This window comes from Nocardia sp. JCM 34519.1 (genome assembly GCF_020361265.1).
GTDB classification, from domain to species: domain Bacteria; phylum Actinomycetota; class Actinomycetes; order Mycobacteriales; family Mycobacteriaceae; genus Nocardia; species Nocardia arthritidis_A.
In genome coordinates this window covers 33,911-51,597 of the sequence record NZ_JAIRBR010000035.1, presented here as the reverse complement: position 1 = coordinate 51,597, position 17,687 = coordinate 33,911, and the positions used below count along the sequence as shown (strand labels likewise).

Sequence of the window (17,687 nt, the reverse complement as noted above, 5' to 3'; positions counted from 1 at the left end):
ACAGAACCAAAATATTTGGCACTGACATTCATCGACACACTATTGAGTTCTCAAAGAACACACGCACACACCATCGCTCAAGGTTTAACTCGATTGATCGGTGAGGCAACTTTTCCAGCTTAGCTCAGCCGCAATCCCAGTTGCAAACTGGGGTCTCGATCTGAACCAGTGTGATCGTCAGGCGCTCCTCGTCCTACCTCGTTTCCCAGGCCGTTCGGCTCCGGGTCGGTGTCCGTGTCGCTCTGACTCGATAAAAGTTACGTTGCTCCAGACGCGATGTCAAATCGCCTGGTCAAGAACGGTTTTCGGCTCACCGTCGGTGAACCGATGCCCAAACCGCCCGAATTTCAAGATCAATCCGGCGCCCCGACCCGTTCGACCTGACCGCCCAACGCCTGTAGTTGCTCCACGAATTTCGGGTAACCCCTATCGATGTGGAACACGTCGTGCACCTCGGTTGTTCCATCGGCGACCAGACCGGCGAGTACCAAACCGGCGCCCGCCCGAATATCCGACGACCAGACCGGCGCGCTCGACAACCGGGGAATACCGCGCACCACCGCGTGATGCCCATCGGTGCGCGCATCGGCGCCGAGCCGAATCATCTCCTCCACGAACCGGAACCGGGCCTCGAAGATGTTCTCGGTGATCATCGACGTGCCGTCGGAGATCGCCGCCAGACCGATGGCCATCGGCTGCAGGTCCGTCGGGAAACCGGGAAACGGCAGGGTCGAGAAGTTCACCGCACGCGGCCGATCCGCCTGCACCACCCGAAAACCGTCCTGCTCGAACGAGATTCGCGCACCAGCGGACCGCAACTTGTCCAACACCAGCGACAGATGCTTCGGGTTGACCCCGGTGACGCGCACATCGCCCTGGGTCATCGCCGCGGCGATCCCCCACGTCGCCGCAACGATCCGATCACCGATCACCCGATGCGTCGTCGGATGCAACCGTTCGACGCCCTGAATGGTCAGCACCGAGGTGCCCGCGCCGCTGACTTTGGCGCCCATGCTCACCAGCATGTTGCACAGGTCGACGATGTCGGGTTCGCGGGCGGCGTTGTCCAGCACCGTCTCCCCCTCGGCGAGCACCGCCGCCATCAGGATGTTCTCGGTCGCGCCGACCGAAGGGAAGTCGAGCCGGATCCGCGCGCCCTGCAGCTCGTCGGCGCGGGCGACCACGCAGCCGTGCTCGATCTCGCTGGTCGCGCCGAGTAGCCGCAGACCGGCCTGATGCATATCGAGCGGACGCGAACCGATCGCATCACCGCCGGGCAGCGCGACGACGGCGCGCTTACACCGCGCCATCAGCGGACCGAGCACACACACCGACGCACGGAACTGTGTGACGGCGGGGAAATCGGCGTGATACTTCGGTTCCGCGGGAGTCGTGATGGTGACCACGCCGCTATCGATCGTGACATCGCAGCCGAGGCCCCGCAGGACGTCGGCCATCAGCGGCACATCGAGGATGTCCGGGCAGTTCGTGATGGTGGTTGTGCCCTCGGCGAGGAGGGCCGCGGCCATCAGCTTGAGGACGCTGTTCTTAGCTCCCCCGACCGTGACCTCACCGACGAGCCGATTCCCGCCAGTAACCAAAAACCGTTCCATGCCGCCTCTCCGCGTATTGGCGCACCGTTGCGTGCAAGGATAGTTGGGACGCGTCTCGCGAGTACGCGTGCCGGGCCAGTTGCCCCTAGGTCACGTGACAGTCATCGCATCCATGACCTACCCAGGCCTGCCCGAGTCAGTCGCCGGATTCGGGATTTGCCTGATCACCGCCGGGTTTCCAGAGCACATCGCCGTCCGGATTGGCTACCCGGCCGAGGATGAAAAGCAAGTCGGACAGTCGGTTCAGATATTTCGCCGGCAGCACGCCGGTGTCGTCGGGATGCGCCTCGATGGCGGCCCACGCCGAACGTTCCGCCCGCCGCGCCACCGTCCGCGCGGTGTGCAACAGCGCGGCAAGCGGGGTACCGCCCGGCAGAATGAACGAATTCAACGCGGGCAGTTCGGCATTGAACTCATCGCACCACGCCTCCAGCCGATCGATATACGGCTGGGTGATCCGCAGCGGCGGATACTTCGGTTCCGCGACAACAGGTGTCGACAGATCGGCGCCCACATCGAACAGATCGTTCTGCACCTGCCGCAGCACCGCGAGAATCCGCTCATCCGGCTGCCCGAGCGTGACAGCGACACCTATCGCCGCATTGGTTTCATCGCAGTCGGCGTATGCGACCAGGCGCGGATCGTTCTTCGACACCCTGGAGAAATCGTTGAGACCGGTCGTACCGTCGTCGCCGGTACGGGTATAGATGCGCGTCAGATGCACACTCACACCGCAACCCTAATGGGCGCGGTCGAGGAAGCCGACCCCAGCCCGCGCATGGCCGGAACGAAGTCGGCGGTGATTTTCACCGGCACTCAGCGCAGGCGACGAGTGCGGTCGGACGGACGGGACTCCACCCAGGAAAGAAATGCGGCAAGCGACCCGCGATCCAGGGCCAGCTCGAAACTGCCGTCGCTGTCGGATACCGCGATGACCGCGATCTCATCGGTCATGATGTCGTACTCGTCGCCGCGCGGACCGCGCCGATCACCGATCTCGATGCCTTGACGGCGAATCGAGGAATCCGGTCCCAGCTTCAGACTCGACAATTTGTAGAAGACCAAACGGTCCTCGTCATAACGAATCAGACCGTGCCGCCAGCCCTGACCACCCTTGGCCGGTAATACCCGCAGAATGGCGGCCGTCCCGCCGCGGCGCAGCATGATCAGGCGGTAGGTCGATGCCAGGGCCAGGAAAACGAGCAGCAACACCAGAATGATCAGCAGAACCATCCCGGTTTGCAATGCCGTTCGTCCCTTCGCTCCGCCGCCGTGCGCTCGACGCCATGTTCAGTCATTCAACCACGTCACGAGTTTACAAACGGTACGGCCATGTCTTTCCACTAACGCGGCGCGGATACGGGACTGCCGGCGGTGCGCACCGCCGGCAGTCCGAACCGTTATTCGCTTGTGTCGCTTGGCATGCCCGGGCGTTACCCGGGACGCCCTCAGGCGTTCGCCGTCTGCTCGACCGCGCGCACCCTGGCCTGCGCCGCCAGCTGCTCCTCCTCGGAGGCGCTGGCGTCGGCCAGCACCTGGCGGGCCGCCTCGACATCCACCTCATCGGCGAATTCCGCCGACTCGGCCAGAATGCGGACCGAGGTCGCGGTCACCGAGAAGAATCCGCCGTGCACCGCGGCGACGATCCGATCGCCCTCGGCCGGAACGATATTCACGATGCCGCCCTCGACCAGCTGACCGAGCAGCGGCTCGTGGCCGGGCATGATGCCGATCTGACCCTCGGTGGTCTGCGCGCTGACGAACGTCGCCTGACCCGACCAGAGCAACCGCTCGATCGCGACCAGATCAACTGACATTTCCGCCATCGGTGACTACTTTCCGGCGATCTTCTTCGCGGCCGCCTCGACGTCGTCGAGACCACCGCAGGAGTTGAACGCCTGCTCCGGCAGGTGGTCGAACTCGCCCTTGCAGACCCGGTCGAAGTCGTCGATGGTCTGCTCCAGCGGAACCACCGAACCCTTCTGGCCGGTGAACTTCTCGGCGACGATGAAGTTCTGGCCGAGGAACTTCTCCAGGCGACGGGCGCGGCCGACGAGGACCTTGTCCTCCTCGGAGAGCTCGTCCATACCGAGGATGGCGATGATGTCCTGAAGTTCCTTGTACTTCTGCAGGATTCGCTTCACCTCGTTGGCCACCGCGAAGTGCCGGTCGCCGACGATCGAGGCCTCCAGGATGCGGGAGGTCGAGGTCAGCGGGTCGACGGCAGGGTAGATGCCCTTCTGCGAGATCGGGCGGGAAAGCTCGGTCGTCGCGTCGAGGTGGGCAAAGGTGGTCGCCGGGGCCGGGTCGGTGTAGTCGTCGGCGGGCACGTAGATGGCCTGCAGCGAGGTGATGGACCGACCACGGGTCGAGGTGATGCGCTCCTGCAGCTCACCCATCTCGTCGGCCAGCGTCGGCTGGTAACCGACGGCCGACGGCATGCGGCCGAGCAGGGTCGACACCTCGGAACCGGCCTGGGTGAACCGGAAGATGTTGTCGATGAACAGCAGCACGTCCTGGTGCTGCACGTCGCGGAAGTACTCGGCCATGGTGAGGGCCGAGAGGGCGACGCGCATACGGGTGCCCGGCGGCTCGTCCATCTGGCCGAAGACGAGGGCGGTGTCCTGGAGCACGCCCATCTCTTCCATTTCCAGGTGCAGGTCGGTGCCCTCACGGGTGCGCTCGCCGACACCGGCGAATACCGAGGTGCCGGAGAACTCACGCGCAATACGGGTGATCATCTCCTGGATCAGCACGGTCTTGCCGACACCGGCACCACCGAACAGACCGATCTTGCCGCCCTTCACGTACGGGGTCAGCAGGTCGATGACCTTGATGCCGGTCTCCAGCAGCTCGGTCTTACCCTCGAGCTGGTCGAAGCTCGGCGGCTTGCGGTGGATGCCCCACTGCTCGCCGTCGCGGCCCAGACCCGGAGAGTCCAGGCACTCGCCCAGCGCGTTGAACACGTGGCCCTTGACCACGTCACCGACCGGCACCGAGATCGGCTTGCCGGTGTCGGTGACGGTGGCGCCACGCACCAGGCCGTCGGTCGGCTGCATCGAGATGGTGCGCACGATGTTGTCGCCGAGGTGCTGGGCGACCTCGAGGGTCAGTGTCTTGGCCACCGAGGACAGGGTGATCTCGGCGTGCAGAGCGTTGAACAGCTCGGGGATGGAGCCCCGAGGGAATTCGACGTCCACGACGGGGCCGATGACTCGGGCGACGCGCCCTGCGGATGCGCCGGTCCGACTCGTGTTGTCTTGAGTGACAGCTGCGGTCATTGAATGTTTCTCTTCCTGCGCCTAGTCGCGGTCCGAGCTCGAAGCCAGCGCGTTGACGCCGCCGACGATTTCGCTGATTTCCTGCGTGATCTGGGCCTGACGCACCGTATTCGCCTGCCGGGTAAGCACACTGGCCAATTCGTTGGCGTTATCGGTGGCGGCCTTCATTGCGGTGCGCCGAGCCGCGGACTCGGATGCCGCTGCGTCGAGCAACGACGCGTAGATACGCGTGTTGATGTACTTGGGCAGCAGCGCCGCCAGCAGCACATCGGCGTCGGGCTCGAATTCGTACTGCGCCTGCAGTTCCGCCGTCGGCGAATCGGACACGAAGTCCTCGCCGAGATCGAAGTTCTCGTCGACGAAGCTCACCTGGATCGGGGCCAGGCGGCGCACCTCGGGGGTCTGCGTCAGCATCGACACGAAACGCGTGTAGACGATGTGCAGTTCGTCGACGCCCTCGATGGTCCCATCGCCGTTGGGCGCGGGCACCTCGCCGTCGGAACCCGCCATGAAGCTGTCCACCAGGTGGTGGCAGGCGGCGGAGGCATCGGTGTACTTCGGCTGCTGCGAGAAACCGGTCCACGCCGAGGCGGGCGGGCGGTTGCGGAAGGTGTAGTACGTGAGGCCCTTATTGCCCATCACGTACACCACCGGTTCCTTGCCCTCGTGCCGCAGCGTGGTCATCAACTCCTCGGCCCGCTTGAGCACGTTGGAGTTGTAACCGCCGCACATACCGCCGTCGCTGGTGATGACCAGCACGGCGGCCCGGCGCGGGTTCGGGCGCTCGGTGAGCAGCGGATGCGACAGGCTCTGCGAGGCACTGGCCAGTTCGCCGAGCACCTTGGTGATCTCGACGGCGTACGGCTTGGCGGCCGCAACCCTGGCCTGCGCCTTGGAGATTCGCGAGGTCGCGATGAGCTCTTGGGCCTTGGTGATCTTCTTGATCGAGTTCACACCACGGATGCGGGAGCGCAATTCACGCAAGCTTGGCACGGTTCACCCTCCCTTCAAGCATCGAATAACGCATCGGTCGACCCCGCTCTTACTTCTCGACGTGCTTGCGGGTGACCGACAGCGACTCGACCTCTTCGTGTGCGAGCTCACCGGCGGCGGGCTCGTTCACGACACGGCTGCCGTCGGAGGCGAGGAAGCCCTGCTTGAACCGGTCGGTGGCGGCCTTGATCTGGTCGGCGGCCTCGTCGGCCAGCGGCTTGGCACCACCGGCGATCGACTCGAAGGCCTGCGGCACCTGGCGGTGCAGATCCTCGAGCAGCTCCGAGTTGAAGCGGCGGATGTCGGCGACCGGAACCGAGTCGTAGTAGCCGGCGTCGACCAGGTAGATGGAGACGACCTGATCCTCGACCGCGACCGGCGAGTACTGGTCCTGCTTGAGCAGCTCCGTCCAGCGCGCGCCGCGCTCCAGCTGGGCCAGCGAGGCGGCGTCCAGGTCGGAGGCGAAGGCGGAGAACGCCTCCAGCTCGCGGTACTGCGCCATTTCCAGACGCAGGGTGCCCGCGACCTTCTTCATGGCCTTGGTCTGCGCGGCGCCACCGACGCGGGAAACCGAGGTACCGACGTTGATCGCCGGGCGGACACCCTTGTTGAACAGGTCGGACTCGAGGAAGACCTGACCGTCGGTGATCGAGATGACGTTGGTCGGGATGAACGCCGAGATGTCGTTGGCCTTGGTCTCGATGATCGGCAGACCCGTCATCGAGCCCGCGCCCATCTCGTCGGACAGCTTGGCGCAGCGCTCGAGCAGCCGCGAGTGCAGGTAGAAGACGTCACCCGGGTACGCCTCGCGGCCCGGCGGGCGGCGCAGCAGCAGCGATATGGCGCGGTAGGCCTCGGCCTGCTTGGTCAGGTCGTCGAATACGATCAGCACGTGCTTGCCCTGGTACATCCAGTGCTGGCCGATCGCCGAACCGGTGTACGGCGCAAGCCATTTGAAGCCGGCCGAATCCGAGGCGGGGGCCGCGACGATGGTGGTGTACTCCATCGCGCCGTGCGCCTCCAGCGCGGATTTGACGCCCGCGATGGTGGAACCCTTCTGACCGATGGCGACGTAGATGCAGCGCATCTGACGCTTGGGGTCGCCCGACTCCCAGGCCGCCTTCTGGTTCAGGATGGCGTCGATGCAGACCGCGGTCTTACCGGTCTTGCGGTCGCCGATGATCAGCTGACGCTGGCCGCGGCCGATCGCGGTGAGCGCGTCGATGGCGGTGATGCCGGTGGCCATCGGCTCCTCGACCGGCTGACGCTGCAGCACGGTGGCGGCCTGCAGCTCCAGGACGCGCTGCTCCTCGGCCTCGATCTCACCGAGGCCGTCGATGGGCTGGCCGAGCGGGTTCACCACGCGGCCCAGGAACTTGTCGCCGACCGGGACCGAGAGCACGTCACCCGTACGACGGACCTCCTGGCCTTCCTCGATCTCGGCGAACTCGCCGAGGATGACCGCGCCGATCTCGCGGTCCTCGAGGTTCAGCGCGACGCCGAGCACACCGCCCGGGAATTCGAGCAGCTCGTTGGCCATCGCCGAGGGCAGGCCGGAGACGTGCGCGATGCCGTCGCTGGTGTCGGTGACGACACCGACTTCTTCGATGGAGGTCTCGGGGGTGTAGCTCTGGGTGTAGCTCTCGATCGCGCTACGGATCTCGTCGGAGGAGATCGTCAGCTCCGCCATGTTCTTCCTGCTCTCGCTGTGTGGGTCTCGAATGTCGGGGGTGGCGCTCGGTTACGCCAGTTCGCGGCGCAGCCGCTCCAGTCGGCCGGTGGCGCTGCCGTCGATCACGTCGTCGCCGATGTGCACGACCAGCCCGCTCAACAGTTCCGGGTCGGTCTGCACGTGGACCGTGATCTGCTTGCCGTAGATGCGCTGCAGCGAGGTGGCAAGCCGCTCCCGCTGCTGCTGCGTCAATGGAACGGCGGCGCGCACATGCGCGACGATCTGATCGCGGCGGGCCGCCGCCAGATCGGACAGTTGCTCGAAGGCCAGGCCGATGCTGCTGCGCAACCTGCTGACCACCTGTTCCGCGAGGGTCCGGGTGATCGGCTCGGTCTTGCCCGCGAGCAGCCGCGCGATCAGGTCACGCTTGGCCGCTGCGGGCTTGCCCCGATCCGAGAGCGCCTGCTCGAGCTGCGGGTTGTCATCGAGGATCCGGCCGAGCCGGAACAGCTCGTCCTCCACCGCGTCCAGCCGGCCGCTGTCGGCGGCCGACTCCAGCAGTGCCTCCTGGCCGAGCAACACCAGGGTGTCGACCAGATCCGAGGTGCGCGACCAGTTCTGGGCCACCGCGGTGGTCAGCACCGCCAGGGTGGCAGCGCTGACCTTGCCGCCGAAGACCCGTTCGCTGAGCTCGGCACGCGCCGAGCCCGGCACCGACACGTCCGCGAGCGCAACACGCAGCGAACGTTGGTCGTCCAGGACGGAGACAACGGCAAACAGTTCCGACCCTGTCGTGGCCGCAACACTGTCGCTTCCGGTCAGAGCGGCCCGAAGCGCCTCCCGTGACCGGGAGCGTGCCTCACGGCTCGCTGCGTACATGCTTCTCACTTTCGCGTCGCTACCTTCCGACCCCGATGCCGGCATTGGTCTGATCGAGCTCCGTCAGGAACTTCTCGATCGAGGCCGCCTGCTTGGCTTCGTCCGAAACCGATTGGCCGATAATCTTTTCCGCCAAATCTACGGCCGTTCGGCCGACTTCGGAACGCAGTTCGGTCAGGATCTGCTGCCGCTGGGCCTCCAGCTGGGCGTGACCGGCGGCGACGATGCGGTCGCTCTCGGCCTGGGCATCCGCGCGCATCTGCGCAAGGATCTGCTGGCCCTGCAGTCGCGCGTCCTCGCGGATCTTCGCGGCCTCGAGCCGGGCGTCGGCCAACTGCTGCTGGTACTGCTGCAGTGTGAGCTGGGCCTCTTCCTGCGCGGCCTCGGCCCGCTGGATGCCGCCCTCGATCTTGTCGGCACGTTCGTCGAGCGTCTTCATCAGACGCGGAATCACGTACTTGTAGAAAACAGCCGCGATGATCGCGACGCAGACGATCGACCAGACGATGTCATACGTTTCGGGGAGAAGGGGATTCACATCCTCACCCTTATCCGCCGCGAGCATGGTGATCTCGTACATCGGAATCAGAAAATGAAGCCGGCGACGAGACCGATGAGGGCGAGGGCCTCGGTGAACGCGATACCGAGGAACATGTTGGTGCGGATGGTGCCCTGCAGCTCCGGCTGACGCGCGAAGCCCTCGATGGCCTTACCGACGACGATGCCGACGCCGATGCCCGGGCCGATGGCGGCCAGACCGTAGCCGATGGCGCCATAGCCCTTGATCTTGTCGCTGTTGGAGGCGGCTTCCTGGGCCAGGTACGCGAGGCTCATGAGTCTTCTTTCCCTTTCTGTTGCTCACCCGCCGGGCGGCGCGGTGTAGCAGGTATCCGGTAGTTGTGCGGTCAGGTCAGTGCGAATCTGCGTGTTGTGCGAGTCCGATGTACACGGCGGTCAGCAGGGCGAACACGTACGCCTGCAGGAATATGACCAGCATCTCGAACATCGTGAACCCGAATCCCGCCAGCAGCGAGAACGGCGAGAAGACCTTCATCCAGGATGTCGCGTCGAACAGGAAGAACCAGGTGGCGCTGAAGAACAGCACCAGCATGATATGTCCGGCCAGCATATTCGCCATGAGTCGGACCGTCAGCGTGAAGGGGCGCAGGATGAAGGTCGAGAGGAACTCGATCGGAATCAACAACACGTGAAACGCGGGCGGAACGTCGGGAACAACGACGCTGCTACGCATGTACTTGACGAAGCCGTACTTCTTGATACCCACGTAGTTGAACGCCAGGTACGCGATCACGGCCAGCACCAGCGGCATGCCGATTCGAGCATTCGACGAGATGTTCAGGAACGGAATGATGCTGGAGAAGTTCAGAAAGAGAACCGTAAAGAAGATCGTCGCGATCAACGGGAAGAACTTGCGACCGGCCTCCTTACCGAGCACCTCGTCGCAGATCTGTTCCTTCACGAACACCAAACCGGATTCGGCGATGTTCTGCAGCCCACGCGGGACGATGCGGGGATTTCGGAATGCCAAGACCATCACGATCAGCAGCACGGCCGACATCACGATCCGGATCAGCATCAATCGATCGAGTTCGAACGGCGTTCCCTCGAACAGCACAGCTGGAGGGAAGAAGTCGGTAAGCGACGGCGCGTGGAACTCGCCCGCCATAGTGGTGACGCTCAGCGTTCTCTCCCGTGTTCGGGCCGCGGGTACGGTCATTCCCGCGGTTCGATCGGACATTGACGATCAATTTGGGTCGACTCAGGTCGGCTCGAAATTCGTCATTCGCTGTGCGGTGAACCCGCCGCTGGCGTCTGTACGTGTGTCGGCGACATCGTCGACATGCAGAACCGGAGCCCCAGAAACCAGGGCGGCCGGCACGGCAGTAAGCATAGCGGCCATCAGCGCGATCTTTGCGATCGCCCCTCACTTGGTCGCTTGCTTACCAACACTTTACCAAGTTATCTACGACAACGTGTAGGTGGGTGGGGTAATCCCAGCACACGCGGTGTGAGCCTCAGGCCCGGAGGCGGTAGCGCAGCGTAACCACGCAGGGCCGGCGAGCGCCGCAAATCGGATACAGCCCCTCAATCGGCAACGCGCCCACCCGATTCGGGGGCGGGATCCGGCACCGTCACGTACGGAACCTTCTGCCGCACAACGCCGAACGTCTCCGCGCCGAGCACGATCAACAGCGCGCCGATCACCGTGAGGAACAGCGCGACCCGGTTGTAGAAATCGAAGTGGTTCAGGATCGCGACCACCACCAGCACCACCAGGATCTTGCCGACCCAGCTCACCAGCATCACCAAACCGGCGGTGCTCGGCGGCAATTTCGCGCCGAACAACACCACCGCGACGGTGGTCAGAATGAATCCGCCGCCGATCGCCGCACCGAGCAGCGCACCCCACAAACCGGGCAAACCGGCCGCCGCGGCGGCGATCACGGTGGCGAGCACGACCAGCACCGCCAAGCCGATCAGCCCATAGCGCAGCGCGGCGCGCAGCGGTGCGTCGGGACCGGCAACGGGTTTGATCGGTGAATTCACGATGCCCGACTTTACCTGGAGGGCTGTTCCTCCCGTGCGGCCTCCCCACGCCGCAGACCCGGTATAGCGGTCACTACCAGCGCGAACACCAATCCACCCGCAACGAACAGGACCACCAGCTGCCAGTTCATCAGCGAGGTGCCCACCGCACCGAATGCGAGCACGCCGACCCACAAATAGATGAGCAACACAACGCGCCGCTGTGAATGTCCGATCTGTAGCAGTCTGTGATGAAGATGCATTTTGTCCGGAGTGGAGAAGCTGACCCCCGCCCGCACCCGCCGAATGATCGCAAGCACCAGATCGAGCACCGGAATAAACATCACCGCACCGACCAACAGCAGCGGTGAGAGCAGACCGACAATGTCGCGGGTGCCGAACCCACTCAACGGGATTCGGCCGGAGGCGCCCGTCGAGACCGCGGCCAACATCAATCCGATCAACATCGAGCCGGAATCGCCCATGAATATGCGAGCCGGTTGGAAATTGTGCGGCAGAAATCCCAGACAGGCACCGGCCAATGCGGCGGCGAGAAGTGCGGGCGGATAGGTATCCACCGATCCACCCTGTTCGTAAAGCAGGGCGGTGGCGAAGACGAATACCGCGCTGGCACATATCAAACCGAGCCCGGCGGCCAGTCCGTCGAGGCCGTCGACGAAGTTCATCGCGTTCACCAGGGTCACCGTCACCACGACCGTCACCAGGCCGCCCTGCAGCGAATCCAGCACGACCGTCGTGTTGTTGAACGGGTTGTAGAAGCTGTACCAGCTCAGCCCCATCACGGCCATCAGACCGGCCGCGGTCACCTGTCCGGCGAATTTCGTCAGCGCATCGAGCCCCCAGCGATCGTCGATGATGCCGACCGAGACGATGAGCGTCGCCGCCGCCAACACCGCGGGGATATCGGGTGAAAACGCGAATCCCCTACGGAGCGCAGGCAACTGATGCGCGACAAGTACCGCGACGACAACGCCGATGTACATGCCGACGCCACCCATCCGCGGTATCGGCTTCACATGAACGTCCCGCTCCCGCGGAATGGCGACCGCACCGAAGGCGATCGCGACGAGCCGCACGCCGCCGGTTACCAGGAGGGTCACGGTCGCCGCGATCAACACCACAAGTCCCAGCTCGCGAAGCGGAACGATGGACGCAAAGCCGGTCACGCGCGCCCCTCACCTCCGAGCGAAATGACGGGTCCCCCGGATGAATTGTCGACGTCCCAGACCACCATCACGCCACCATCATTGCACCCCACCCCCCGCCGACCACGCGGCCGCCTGACCCAACTCAGATATCTATGCAAACCCCACCGCGAAATATCCACTCGCTACGCGGTGCACCGTTCGCATGCTGATACATCTCTGCACACACCTTCCCGCTGCCGTGTCCCCAAGCACTTCCAACCGCACCCTTCGACCATGCATTCGCAACACGTTCGAGTCCGGGGCCGGTGAAGTCAACGTGGCCTGGGATGCTGGAGTCAACGCATTGCAGTGGCCTCGCGGCAGATGCGTACCATCCGCCGTGCTCCCCCTGCTCCACCCGCAAGTACAAGCAGCGATCGGTCGCTTCCTTCGGCAGTCTCGGCCACGCGGCAGCGGTGCCGACCATGCCACCGGCAGCCGAAACCGACAGGAGCACAAGCGTAACGGCGCGTAAAACGAATGACCTCATGAAATCCCCCAATGCTGCAGTAGAAATGCACCATTGAGCCTAGGAGGCAGAAGCCAGTCGCTCCATACCGCCCAACCGACTGTGGCAGTGATCTGTCAGACCGTGGCAGTGTCAGCGGTCGGCGGGGCTGGTGGTCAGGGCTTCCGGGGACATGCCGAGTACCTCGGCGACCTGTGCGACGGATACCGCGCCTTCGCGGAGGATGCGGGGTTCGTCGGAGGTCAGGTCGACGATGGTGGAGGCTACGGCGTGGGCGGCGGGGCCGCCGTCGAGGTAGATGTCGACGAGGTCGCCGAGCTGATCGCGGGCCTCGGCTGCGGTCTTCGCGGGCGGCTGTCCGGAGACGTTGGCGCTCGAGACCGCGAGCGGGCCCACCTCGCGCAGCAGTTCCAGTGCGACCGGGTGCAGCGGCATCCGCAGCATCACCGTGCCTCGGGTGTCGCCGAGGTCCCAGGCCAGCGAGGGCGCCTGCTGCACAACGAGACTCAGTCCGCCCGGCCAGAACGCGCGGATCAGCTCGCGGGCCTGCGGGCGCACCGAGAACACCAGCCCGTCGATGGTGTTCCAGGAACCGACCAGCACCGGCACCGGCATATCCCGGCCGCGGCGCTTGGCCGCGAGCAACGAACTCACCGCGGACGAGTCGAAGGCGTCGGCCGCCAGTCCGTACAGCGTGTCGGTGGGCAGCACGACCAGCCGCCCGGATTTCAGCGCACTGGTGGCCGCGGTCAATCCGGCGGCGCGCGAATCGAGATCCGCGCAGTCGTAGACGGTACTCACGGCCACCATCCTGTCACGGGCTCCCGATCCGCCCACCATCCCCCAGGGTGGTTGTCCATCCGTCAACCCGATGGTTTCCGGGCGTCGGCGGACGACTCGGACGGCTCATCCCCGGGTCGCGGCGACGAAGCGCGGCTTTCCGGCCAGATCCGGATGCTCGACGATGTCGACGAAGCGACCGCCGTCGGCGAGCAGCGCGGCCACGCCGGAGCCGTTGGTGTCGTCGTGTTCGATGGCTGTCGCGCCACCGGGGCGCAGCAGGCGCGCGATGGTCGGGATCATCGGCCGGATCACGTCGAGGCCGTCCGGCCCACCGAATAGGGCCCGATGCGGATCATGTTCGGCCACTTCGGGTTCCAGCACCGCGCCGACCGGTATATAGGGCGGATTCGAGAGCACGATGTCCACCCGCCCGTCGAGTGCGGGCAGCAGATGCGGCGCGGTGACGTCGTCGGCGTGCAGTGTGATCGCGGTATCCCCCGCCGCGATCCGCGCGTCGGCATTGTGTCGCGCCCACCGCAGCGCGGCCGGATCCAGTTCCACCGCATGGACTTCCGCATCCGGTCTGGCATGCGCGACGGCCAGCGCCAGCGCACCCGACCCGGTGCACAGATCGACGACCACCGGCGTGTGGTCGTGCGGCAGCGTCGCCAATTGCGCCAGCGCCCAGGCGAATAGGAGTTCGGTCTCCGGCCGCGGCACGAAAACACCTGGGCCGACCGCGAGTTCGATATCCCCCATGGCCGCGAGGCCGATCAGGTGCTGTAGCGGAATCCGTTGTGCGCGTTGGTCGATCAACTCACGGAACCGGTCGAGCAGCTCCGGCTCGACCATCGGCACCAGAGCCAGCCTGCCCCGCTGCACACCGAGCAGATGGGCGGCGAGCTGTTCGGCGTCGGCTCGCGGACTCGGCACGCCCGCCGCCGCCAGTTTCGCGGCGGCCTCGTTGATGGCTGGACGCAGCGTTTGCCGGGTCATGCCGTCGGTGTCACTCGGCGGCCATGCGGGCCTCGCGGTCCGCCTTGCCGAGCGCGTCGAGCAGCGCGTCCATATCACCGTCGAGCACGGCGTCCAGGTTGTGCGCCTTGAAACCGATGCGGTGATCGGTGATGCGATTCTCCGGGAAGTTGTAGGTGCGGATGCGCTCGGAACGGTCGACCGTGCGGATCTGGCTGGCCCGGCCCGCAGCGGCCTCCTGCTCGGCCTGCTCCTCGGCCAATGCCTGCAGCCTGGCGGCGAGCACCTGCATGGCGCGCATTTTGTTCTGCAGCTGGGAACGTTCGTTCTGGCAGGTCACCACGATGCCGGAGGGTAGGTGGGTGATGCGGACGGCCGAGTCTGTGGTGTTGACGCCCTGTCCGCCCTTACCGGAGGAGCGGTAGACGTCGACGCGCAGATCGGACTCGTCGATCTGCACCTCTTCCACCTCATCCGGTTCGGGGTAGATGAGCACGCCCGCGGCGGAGGTGTGGATGCGGCCCTGTGATTCGGTCACCGGGACGCGCTGCACCCGGTGCACGCCGCCCTCGAATTTGAAGCGCGACCACACGCCGTCGCGGGCCGCGTCGCGACTCTTGATCGAGAGCGTGGCCTCCTTGTATCCGCCTAGGTCGGAGACGGTGGCATCGAGGATTTCCACCTTCCAGCCGTGCCGCTCGGCATAGCGCACGTACATGCGGGCCAGATCGGCCGCGAACAGCGCCGATTCCTCGCCGCCCTCACCGGATTTCACCTCGAGCACGACATCGTCGCCGTCGTGTGGATCGCGCGGGGCCAGCAGGTCGGCCAGGGCCTGTTCGAGTTCGTCGACCTGGCGCTGCAATTCGGGCACCTCGGCGGCGAATGCGGAGTCCTCGGAGGCGAGTTCCCGGGCGGTGGCCAGGTCGCCGCGAGCGGATTCGAGTTTGTTATACGTCGCCATGACGGGGGCGAGCTCGGCGAACCGCTTGCCCGCCCGGCGCGCGGCGCCCGCATCGTTGTGTAGCGACGGATCGGCCAGCTGTGCTTCCAGGCCCTGATATTCGGCCAGCACATCATCGATGGCGGACGGTTGCGTCACTTGTGGTGCTCCCTCTTGATTTCCGTGATTCGTGCGGAAGGTCCGTCATTCCGGCCCAGACCGGAATTCACAGAAAAACACCGACGCCCGGCCTGCTGGGCAGGACCGGGCGTCGGCGCGGAAGCTACTTGGCGTCGGCCTTCTTGGCGGCGCGCTTGCCGTAGCGGGCCTCGAAGCGGGCCACGCGACCACCGGTGTCCAGGATCTTCTGCTTGCCCGTGTAGAACGGGTGGCACTGCGAGCAGACTTCGACGGTGATGTGTCCCGACTCCTTGGTGCTGCGAGTCTGGAAGGTGTTGCCGCAACCACAGACGACCGTGGTCTCGACATACGCCGGATGGATTCCTGCCTTCATGGGTGTCCTCTCGATATTGGTCGCCGGGTCGCCCTCGCGTATTTCGCCAGGACGTGAACCGGAACCGACTTAGGCGGGAGGTCTGCTCAGCGGAGCAGACGCAACGACCGTTCAGTATGCCAGACCAGCCGTTACGCACCCAAAACGCCCCCGGTGAGTAGTTTGTTCCCGCCCGGCGCGCCGCGATATCCGCGCACTACTCGCGCCGCTCGGCGCGGCCGTCCGCGACCGGGGCTCCGGAGCGCGGCACCCACCCGGCCGAATCCTCACAAACGAGACCGGCACGGCGAATCGGGCACACCCCAAAGAAGTCCGGGCACGCGCCTTCGGCGGGCTCGAGCAACCCTGAAGTCGGGTAGTCCGCTACTCGTGTACACGAACAGTGGCGTTCGTAGATTTATTTCACACACGGATTCCGCCGCGAATCCGACAGGAATACGGGCAGCACACCGGCGTGCCGAGGCAGAAGGGAGAAATCATGACCACCCGAGTCGCCGCGGCGATCTTCATCGGCCTGATTCTCGCTGTCACGGTCGGCTGGCTGACCGCACCGAGGCACCCGACGGCCCACCTCGGCCCGGCCGTTGTGAACTATGCCCAGGCGCAAGGCTTTTCGATGCCGAGCGGCGCGGAGGGGACGCCGCTCGGCATCGTCGCCGGCTTCATGGTCGCCGGGGCGGCGGTCATCGGCGTCGTCTTCTTCGCCCCGCGAACACCGAGGGGACCCCGCCTGCGCGAGATCTCTTCGGCCGCGCGTCACGCACTCGTCGCCCACATCCGGGAACTCGAGATTGTTCTCGAACTTCTACAAACAGTCGATGAGCGGATTTATCGCCTATCGAAAATACAGACCAGACAGTATGTGCTGCGGCTCGCGTCATACCACTGAACTGGTGGAATCGTCGGTAAATCGCGAACTCTCGTATCGATATGCGGCATTTACCGAGGTCGAATACGGTACCGGCAAATCGGTTCAGAGATCCTGGACAGGTCCAGCCCCAATTTGCAGGGTGGTGTCGCACCACACCCCATGGCTAATACGCCGCATTCGGAGTGCCTGGGGATTTACGGTCCAGGTCGACACAAAGGCAAATAGTTGGTTAATTCAACGTGCGCGTGGCTTCGGATTGCAGTCGTTGACGGCCTGTATGACCTCCGGCTATGCTTCCGACTGGTAGCTAGTTAGGCTAATTGAAGGGGTTTCGTATGTTGCGCGCATCCGCAATTTAGTTTTCAAGCTACATGCGCGCCTTGCTGCATCTCTGAGGTATTCCGATATCTTCTTTCGACGTGGGCGGCGCAGCGTACCTGCGCGAAATGGTCGCGCCCGCGATATTCGAGTGAGAGATGCCGTCGAGTGCCGTGGCGGTCGAATCGGTTCGTGTTGTACCGCCATTCGAGACGTAATTCGTATCGTTGATTGTTCGCGACCTCATTCGGTCGTGTCCGATTGTCGACGAGTATGCGAAGCACCTGCAACGTGCAGAGTTGCAGGCGGTGAAAGAGGGATCATATGAGTGCGGAAGATGCACGGTCGGAACTGCGTCAGCAGATTTTCGCCATACTGTCCGAGGTCGCGGGCGGCGTTCTGGACAGTCAGAACATCGAATCGGATACGGAGTTCCCCGAGACCGGAATGAGCTCCATCGAATACCTGGCGCTCATCGAGAAAATCGAATCGAAGCTCGATGTCTTCATCGACCTCGAAGCCAATGAAGATCTGACCAGCGTCGACAAATTCTGCGATTATCTGCTGGAACAAGCGCCATCGGCCTGAGAAACAGCAGTAAAAGCTCAGCCGACATCTGCT

The 17,687-nt window shown here is 64.6% G+C and carries 19 protein-coding genes; 2 read left to right on the top strand and 17 right to left on the bottom strand.

Going from position 1 to position 17,687, the window contains the following annotated elements:
* Window positions 1–353: 353 nt before the first annotated feature.
* The 17 genes from murA to rpmE all read right to left on the bottom strand — a co-directional run bounded on the left by murA (window position 354) and on the right by rpmE (window position 15,877).
* Window positions 354–1,613, bottom strand: coding sequence for a UDP-N-acetylglucosamine 1-carboxyvinyltransferase (gene murA, locus LGY53_RS42150; protein WP_167472529.1), 1,260 nt, complete (start codon window positions 1,611–1,613; stop codon window positions 354–356).
* Window positions 1,614–1,749: 136 nt separating this feature from the next.
* Window positions 1,750–2,343, bottom strand: a complete 594-nt coding sequence (locus LGY53_RS42145; RefSeq protein ID WP_225732281.1) for a cob(I)yrinic acid a,c-diamide adenosyltransferase — start codon at window positions 2,341–2,343, stop codon at window positions 1,750–1,752.
* Between the two features lie 86 nt (window positions 2,344–2,429).
* Window positions 2,430–2,846 (bottom strand): DUF2550 domain-containing protein, encoded by a 417-nt coding sequence (locus tag LGY53_RS42140; RefSeq protein ID WP_174867572.1) that lies wholly within the window; start codon window positions 2,844–2,846, stop codon window positions 2,430–2,432.
* A gap of 215 nt (window positions 2,847–3,061) precedes the next feature.
* Window positions 3,062–3,439, bottom strand: coding sequence for a F0F1 ATP synthase subunit epsilon (locus LGY53_RS42135; protein WP_167472527.1), 378 nt, complete (start codon window positions 3,437–3,439; stop codon window positions 3,062–3,064).
* 6 nt (window positions 3,440–3,445) lie between these two features.
* Complete coding sequence (gene atpD / locus LGY53_RS42130) at window positions 3,446–4,894, bottom strand: F0F1 ATP synthase subunit beta (RefSeq protein WP_225732280.1); 1,449 nt, start codon at window positions 4,892–4,894, stop codon at window positions 3,446–3,448.
* Between the two features lie 21 nt (window positions 4,895–4,915).
* On the bottom strand, window positions 4,916–5,887 hold the full coding sequence (locus LGY53_RS42125) for a F0F1 ATP synthase subunit gamma (RefSeq protein WP_225732279.1): 972 nt from the start codon (window positions 5,885–5,887) through the stop codon (window positions 4,916–4,918).
* Between the two features lie 49 nt (window positions 5,888–5,936).
* Window positions 5,937–7,577 carry a F0F1 ATP synthase subunit alpha gene (gene atpA, locus LGY53_RS42120; RefSeq protein ID WP_225732278.1) on the bottom strand — a complete coding sequence of 547 codons (1,641 nt, stop codon included), beginning with the start codon at window positions 7,575–7,577 and terminating at the stop codon, window positions 5,937–5,939.
* A gap of 51 nt (window positions 7,578–7,628) precedes the next feature.
* A complete protein-coding gene (locus tag LGY53_RS42115) occupies window positions 7,629–8,438 on the bottom strand; it encodes a F0F1 ATP synthase subunit delta (protein ID WP_225732277.1) in 810 nt (269 codons plus the stop codon).
* 19 nt (window positions 8,439–8,457) lie between these two features.
* On the bottom strand, window positions 8,458–9,018 hold the full coding sequence (locus tag LGY53_RS42110; RefSeq protein ID WP_167472522.1) for a F0F1 ATP synthase subunit B: 561 nt from the start codon (window positions 9,016–9,018) through the stop codon (window positions 8,458–8,460).
* Window positions 9,019–9,023: 5 nt separating this feature from the next.
* A complete protein-coding gene (locus LGY53_RS42105) occupies window positions 9,024–9,272 on the bottom strand; it encodes an ATP synthase F0 subunit C (protein ID WP_167472521.1) in 249 nt (82 codons plus the stop codon).
* Window positions 9,273–9,348: 76 nt separating this feature from the next.
* Window positions 9,349–10,197 (bottom strand): F0F1 ATP synthase subunit A, encoded by an 849-nt coding sequence (gene atpB / locus LGY53_RS42100; RefSeq protein WP_374111321.1) that lies wholly within the window; start codon window positions 10,195–10,197, stop codon window positions 9,349–9,351.
* 347 nt (window positions 10,198–10,544) lie between these two features.
* Entirely contained in the window at window positions 10,545–11,009 is a 465-nt protein-coding gene (locus LGY53_RS42095; RefSeq protein WP_374111322.1) for a hypothetical protein, read from the bottom strand.
* Between the two features lie 8 nt (window positions 11,010–11,017).
* Window positions 11,018–12,172 (bottom strand): glycosyltransferase family 4 protein, encoded by a 1,155-nt coding sequence (locus LGY53_RS42090; protein ID WP_225732275.1) that lies wholly within the window; start codon window positions 12,170–12,172, stop codon window positions 11,018–11,020.
* A 622-nt stretch (window positions 12,173–12,794) separates the two neighbouring features.
* On the bottom strand, window positions 12,795–13,463 hold the full coding sequence (locus tag LGY53_RS42085; RefSeq protein WP_225732274.1) for an L-threonylcarbamoyladenylate synthase: 669 nt from the start codon (window positions 13,461–13,463) through the stop codon (window positions 12,795–12,797).
* Window positions 13,464–13,568: 105 nt separating this feature from the next.
* A complete protein-coding gene (gene prmC, locus LGY53_RS42080; protein WP_225732273.1) occupies window positions 13,569–14,441 on the bottom strand; it encodes a peptide chain release factor N(5)-glutamine methyltransferase in 873 nt (290 codons plus the stop codon).
* A gap of 10 nt (window positions 14,442–14,451) precedes the next feature.
* The gene (gene prfA, locus LGY53_RS42075; RefSeq protein WP_167472516.1) at window positions 14,452–15,522 is read right to left on the bottom strand and encodes a peptide chain release factor 1; all 1,071 of its coding nucleotides are present in this window, start codon (window positions 15,520–15,522) and stop codon (window positions 14,452–14,454) included.
* A gap of 124 nt (window positions 15,523–15,646) precedes the next feature.
* On the bottom strand, window positions 15,647–15,877 hold the full coding sequence (rpmE, locus tag LGY53_RS42070; RefSeq protein WP_167472515.1) for a 50S ribosomal protein L31: 231 nt from the start codon (window positions 15,875–15,877) through the stop codon (window positions 15,647–15,649).
* Window positions 15,878–16,355: 478 nt separating this feature from the next.
* On the opposite strand from rpmE, the gene LGY53_RS42065 reads away from it, so the two are divergent.
* Window positions 16,356–16,766 carry a hypothetical protein gene (locus LGY53_RS42065; protein ID WP_225732272.1) on the top strand — a complete coding sequence of 137 codons (411 nt, stop codon included), beginning with the start codon at window positions 16,356–16,358 and terminating at the stop codon, window positions 16,764–16,766.
* 624 nt (window positions 16,767–17,390) lie between these two features.
* A complete protein-coding gene (locus tag LGY53_RS42060) occupies window positions 17,391–17,654 on the top strand; it encodes an acyl carrier protein (RefSeq protein WP_225732271.1) in 264 nt (87 codons plus the stop codon).
* Window positions 17,655–17,687: the final 33 nt, after the last annotated feature.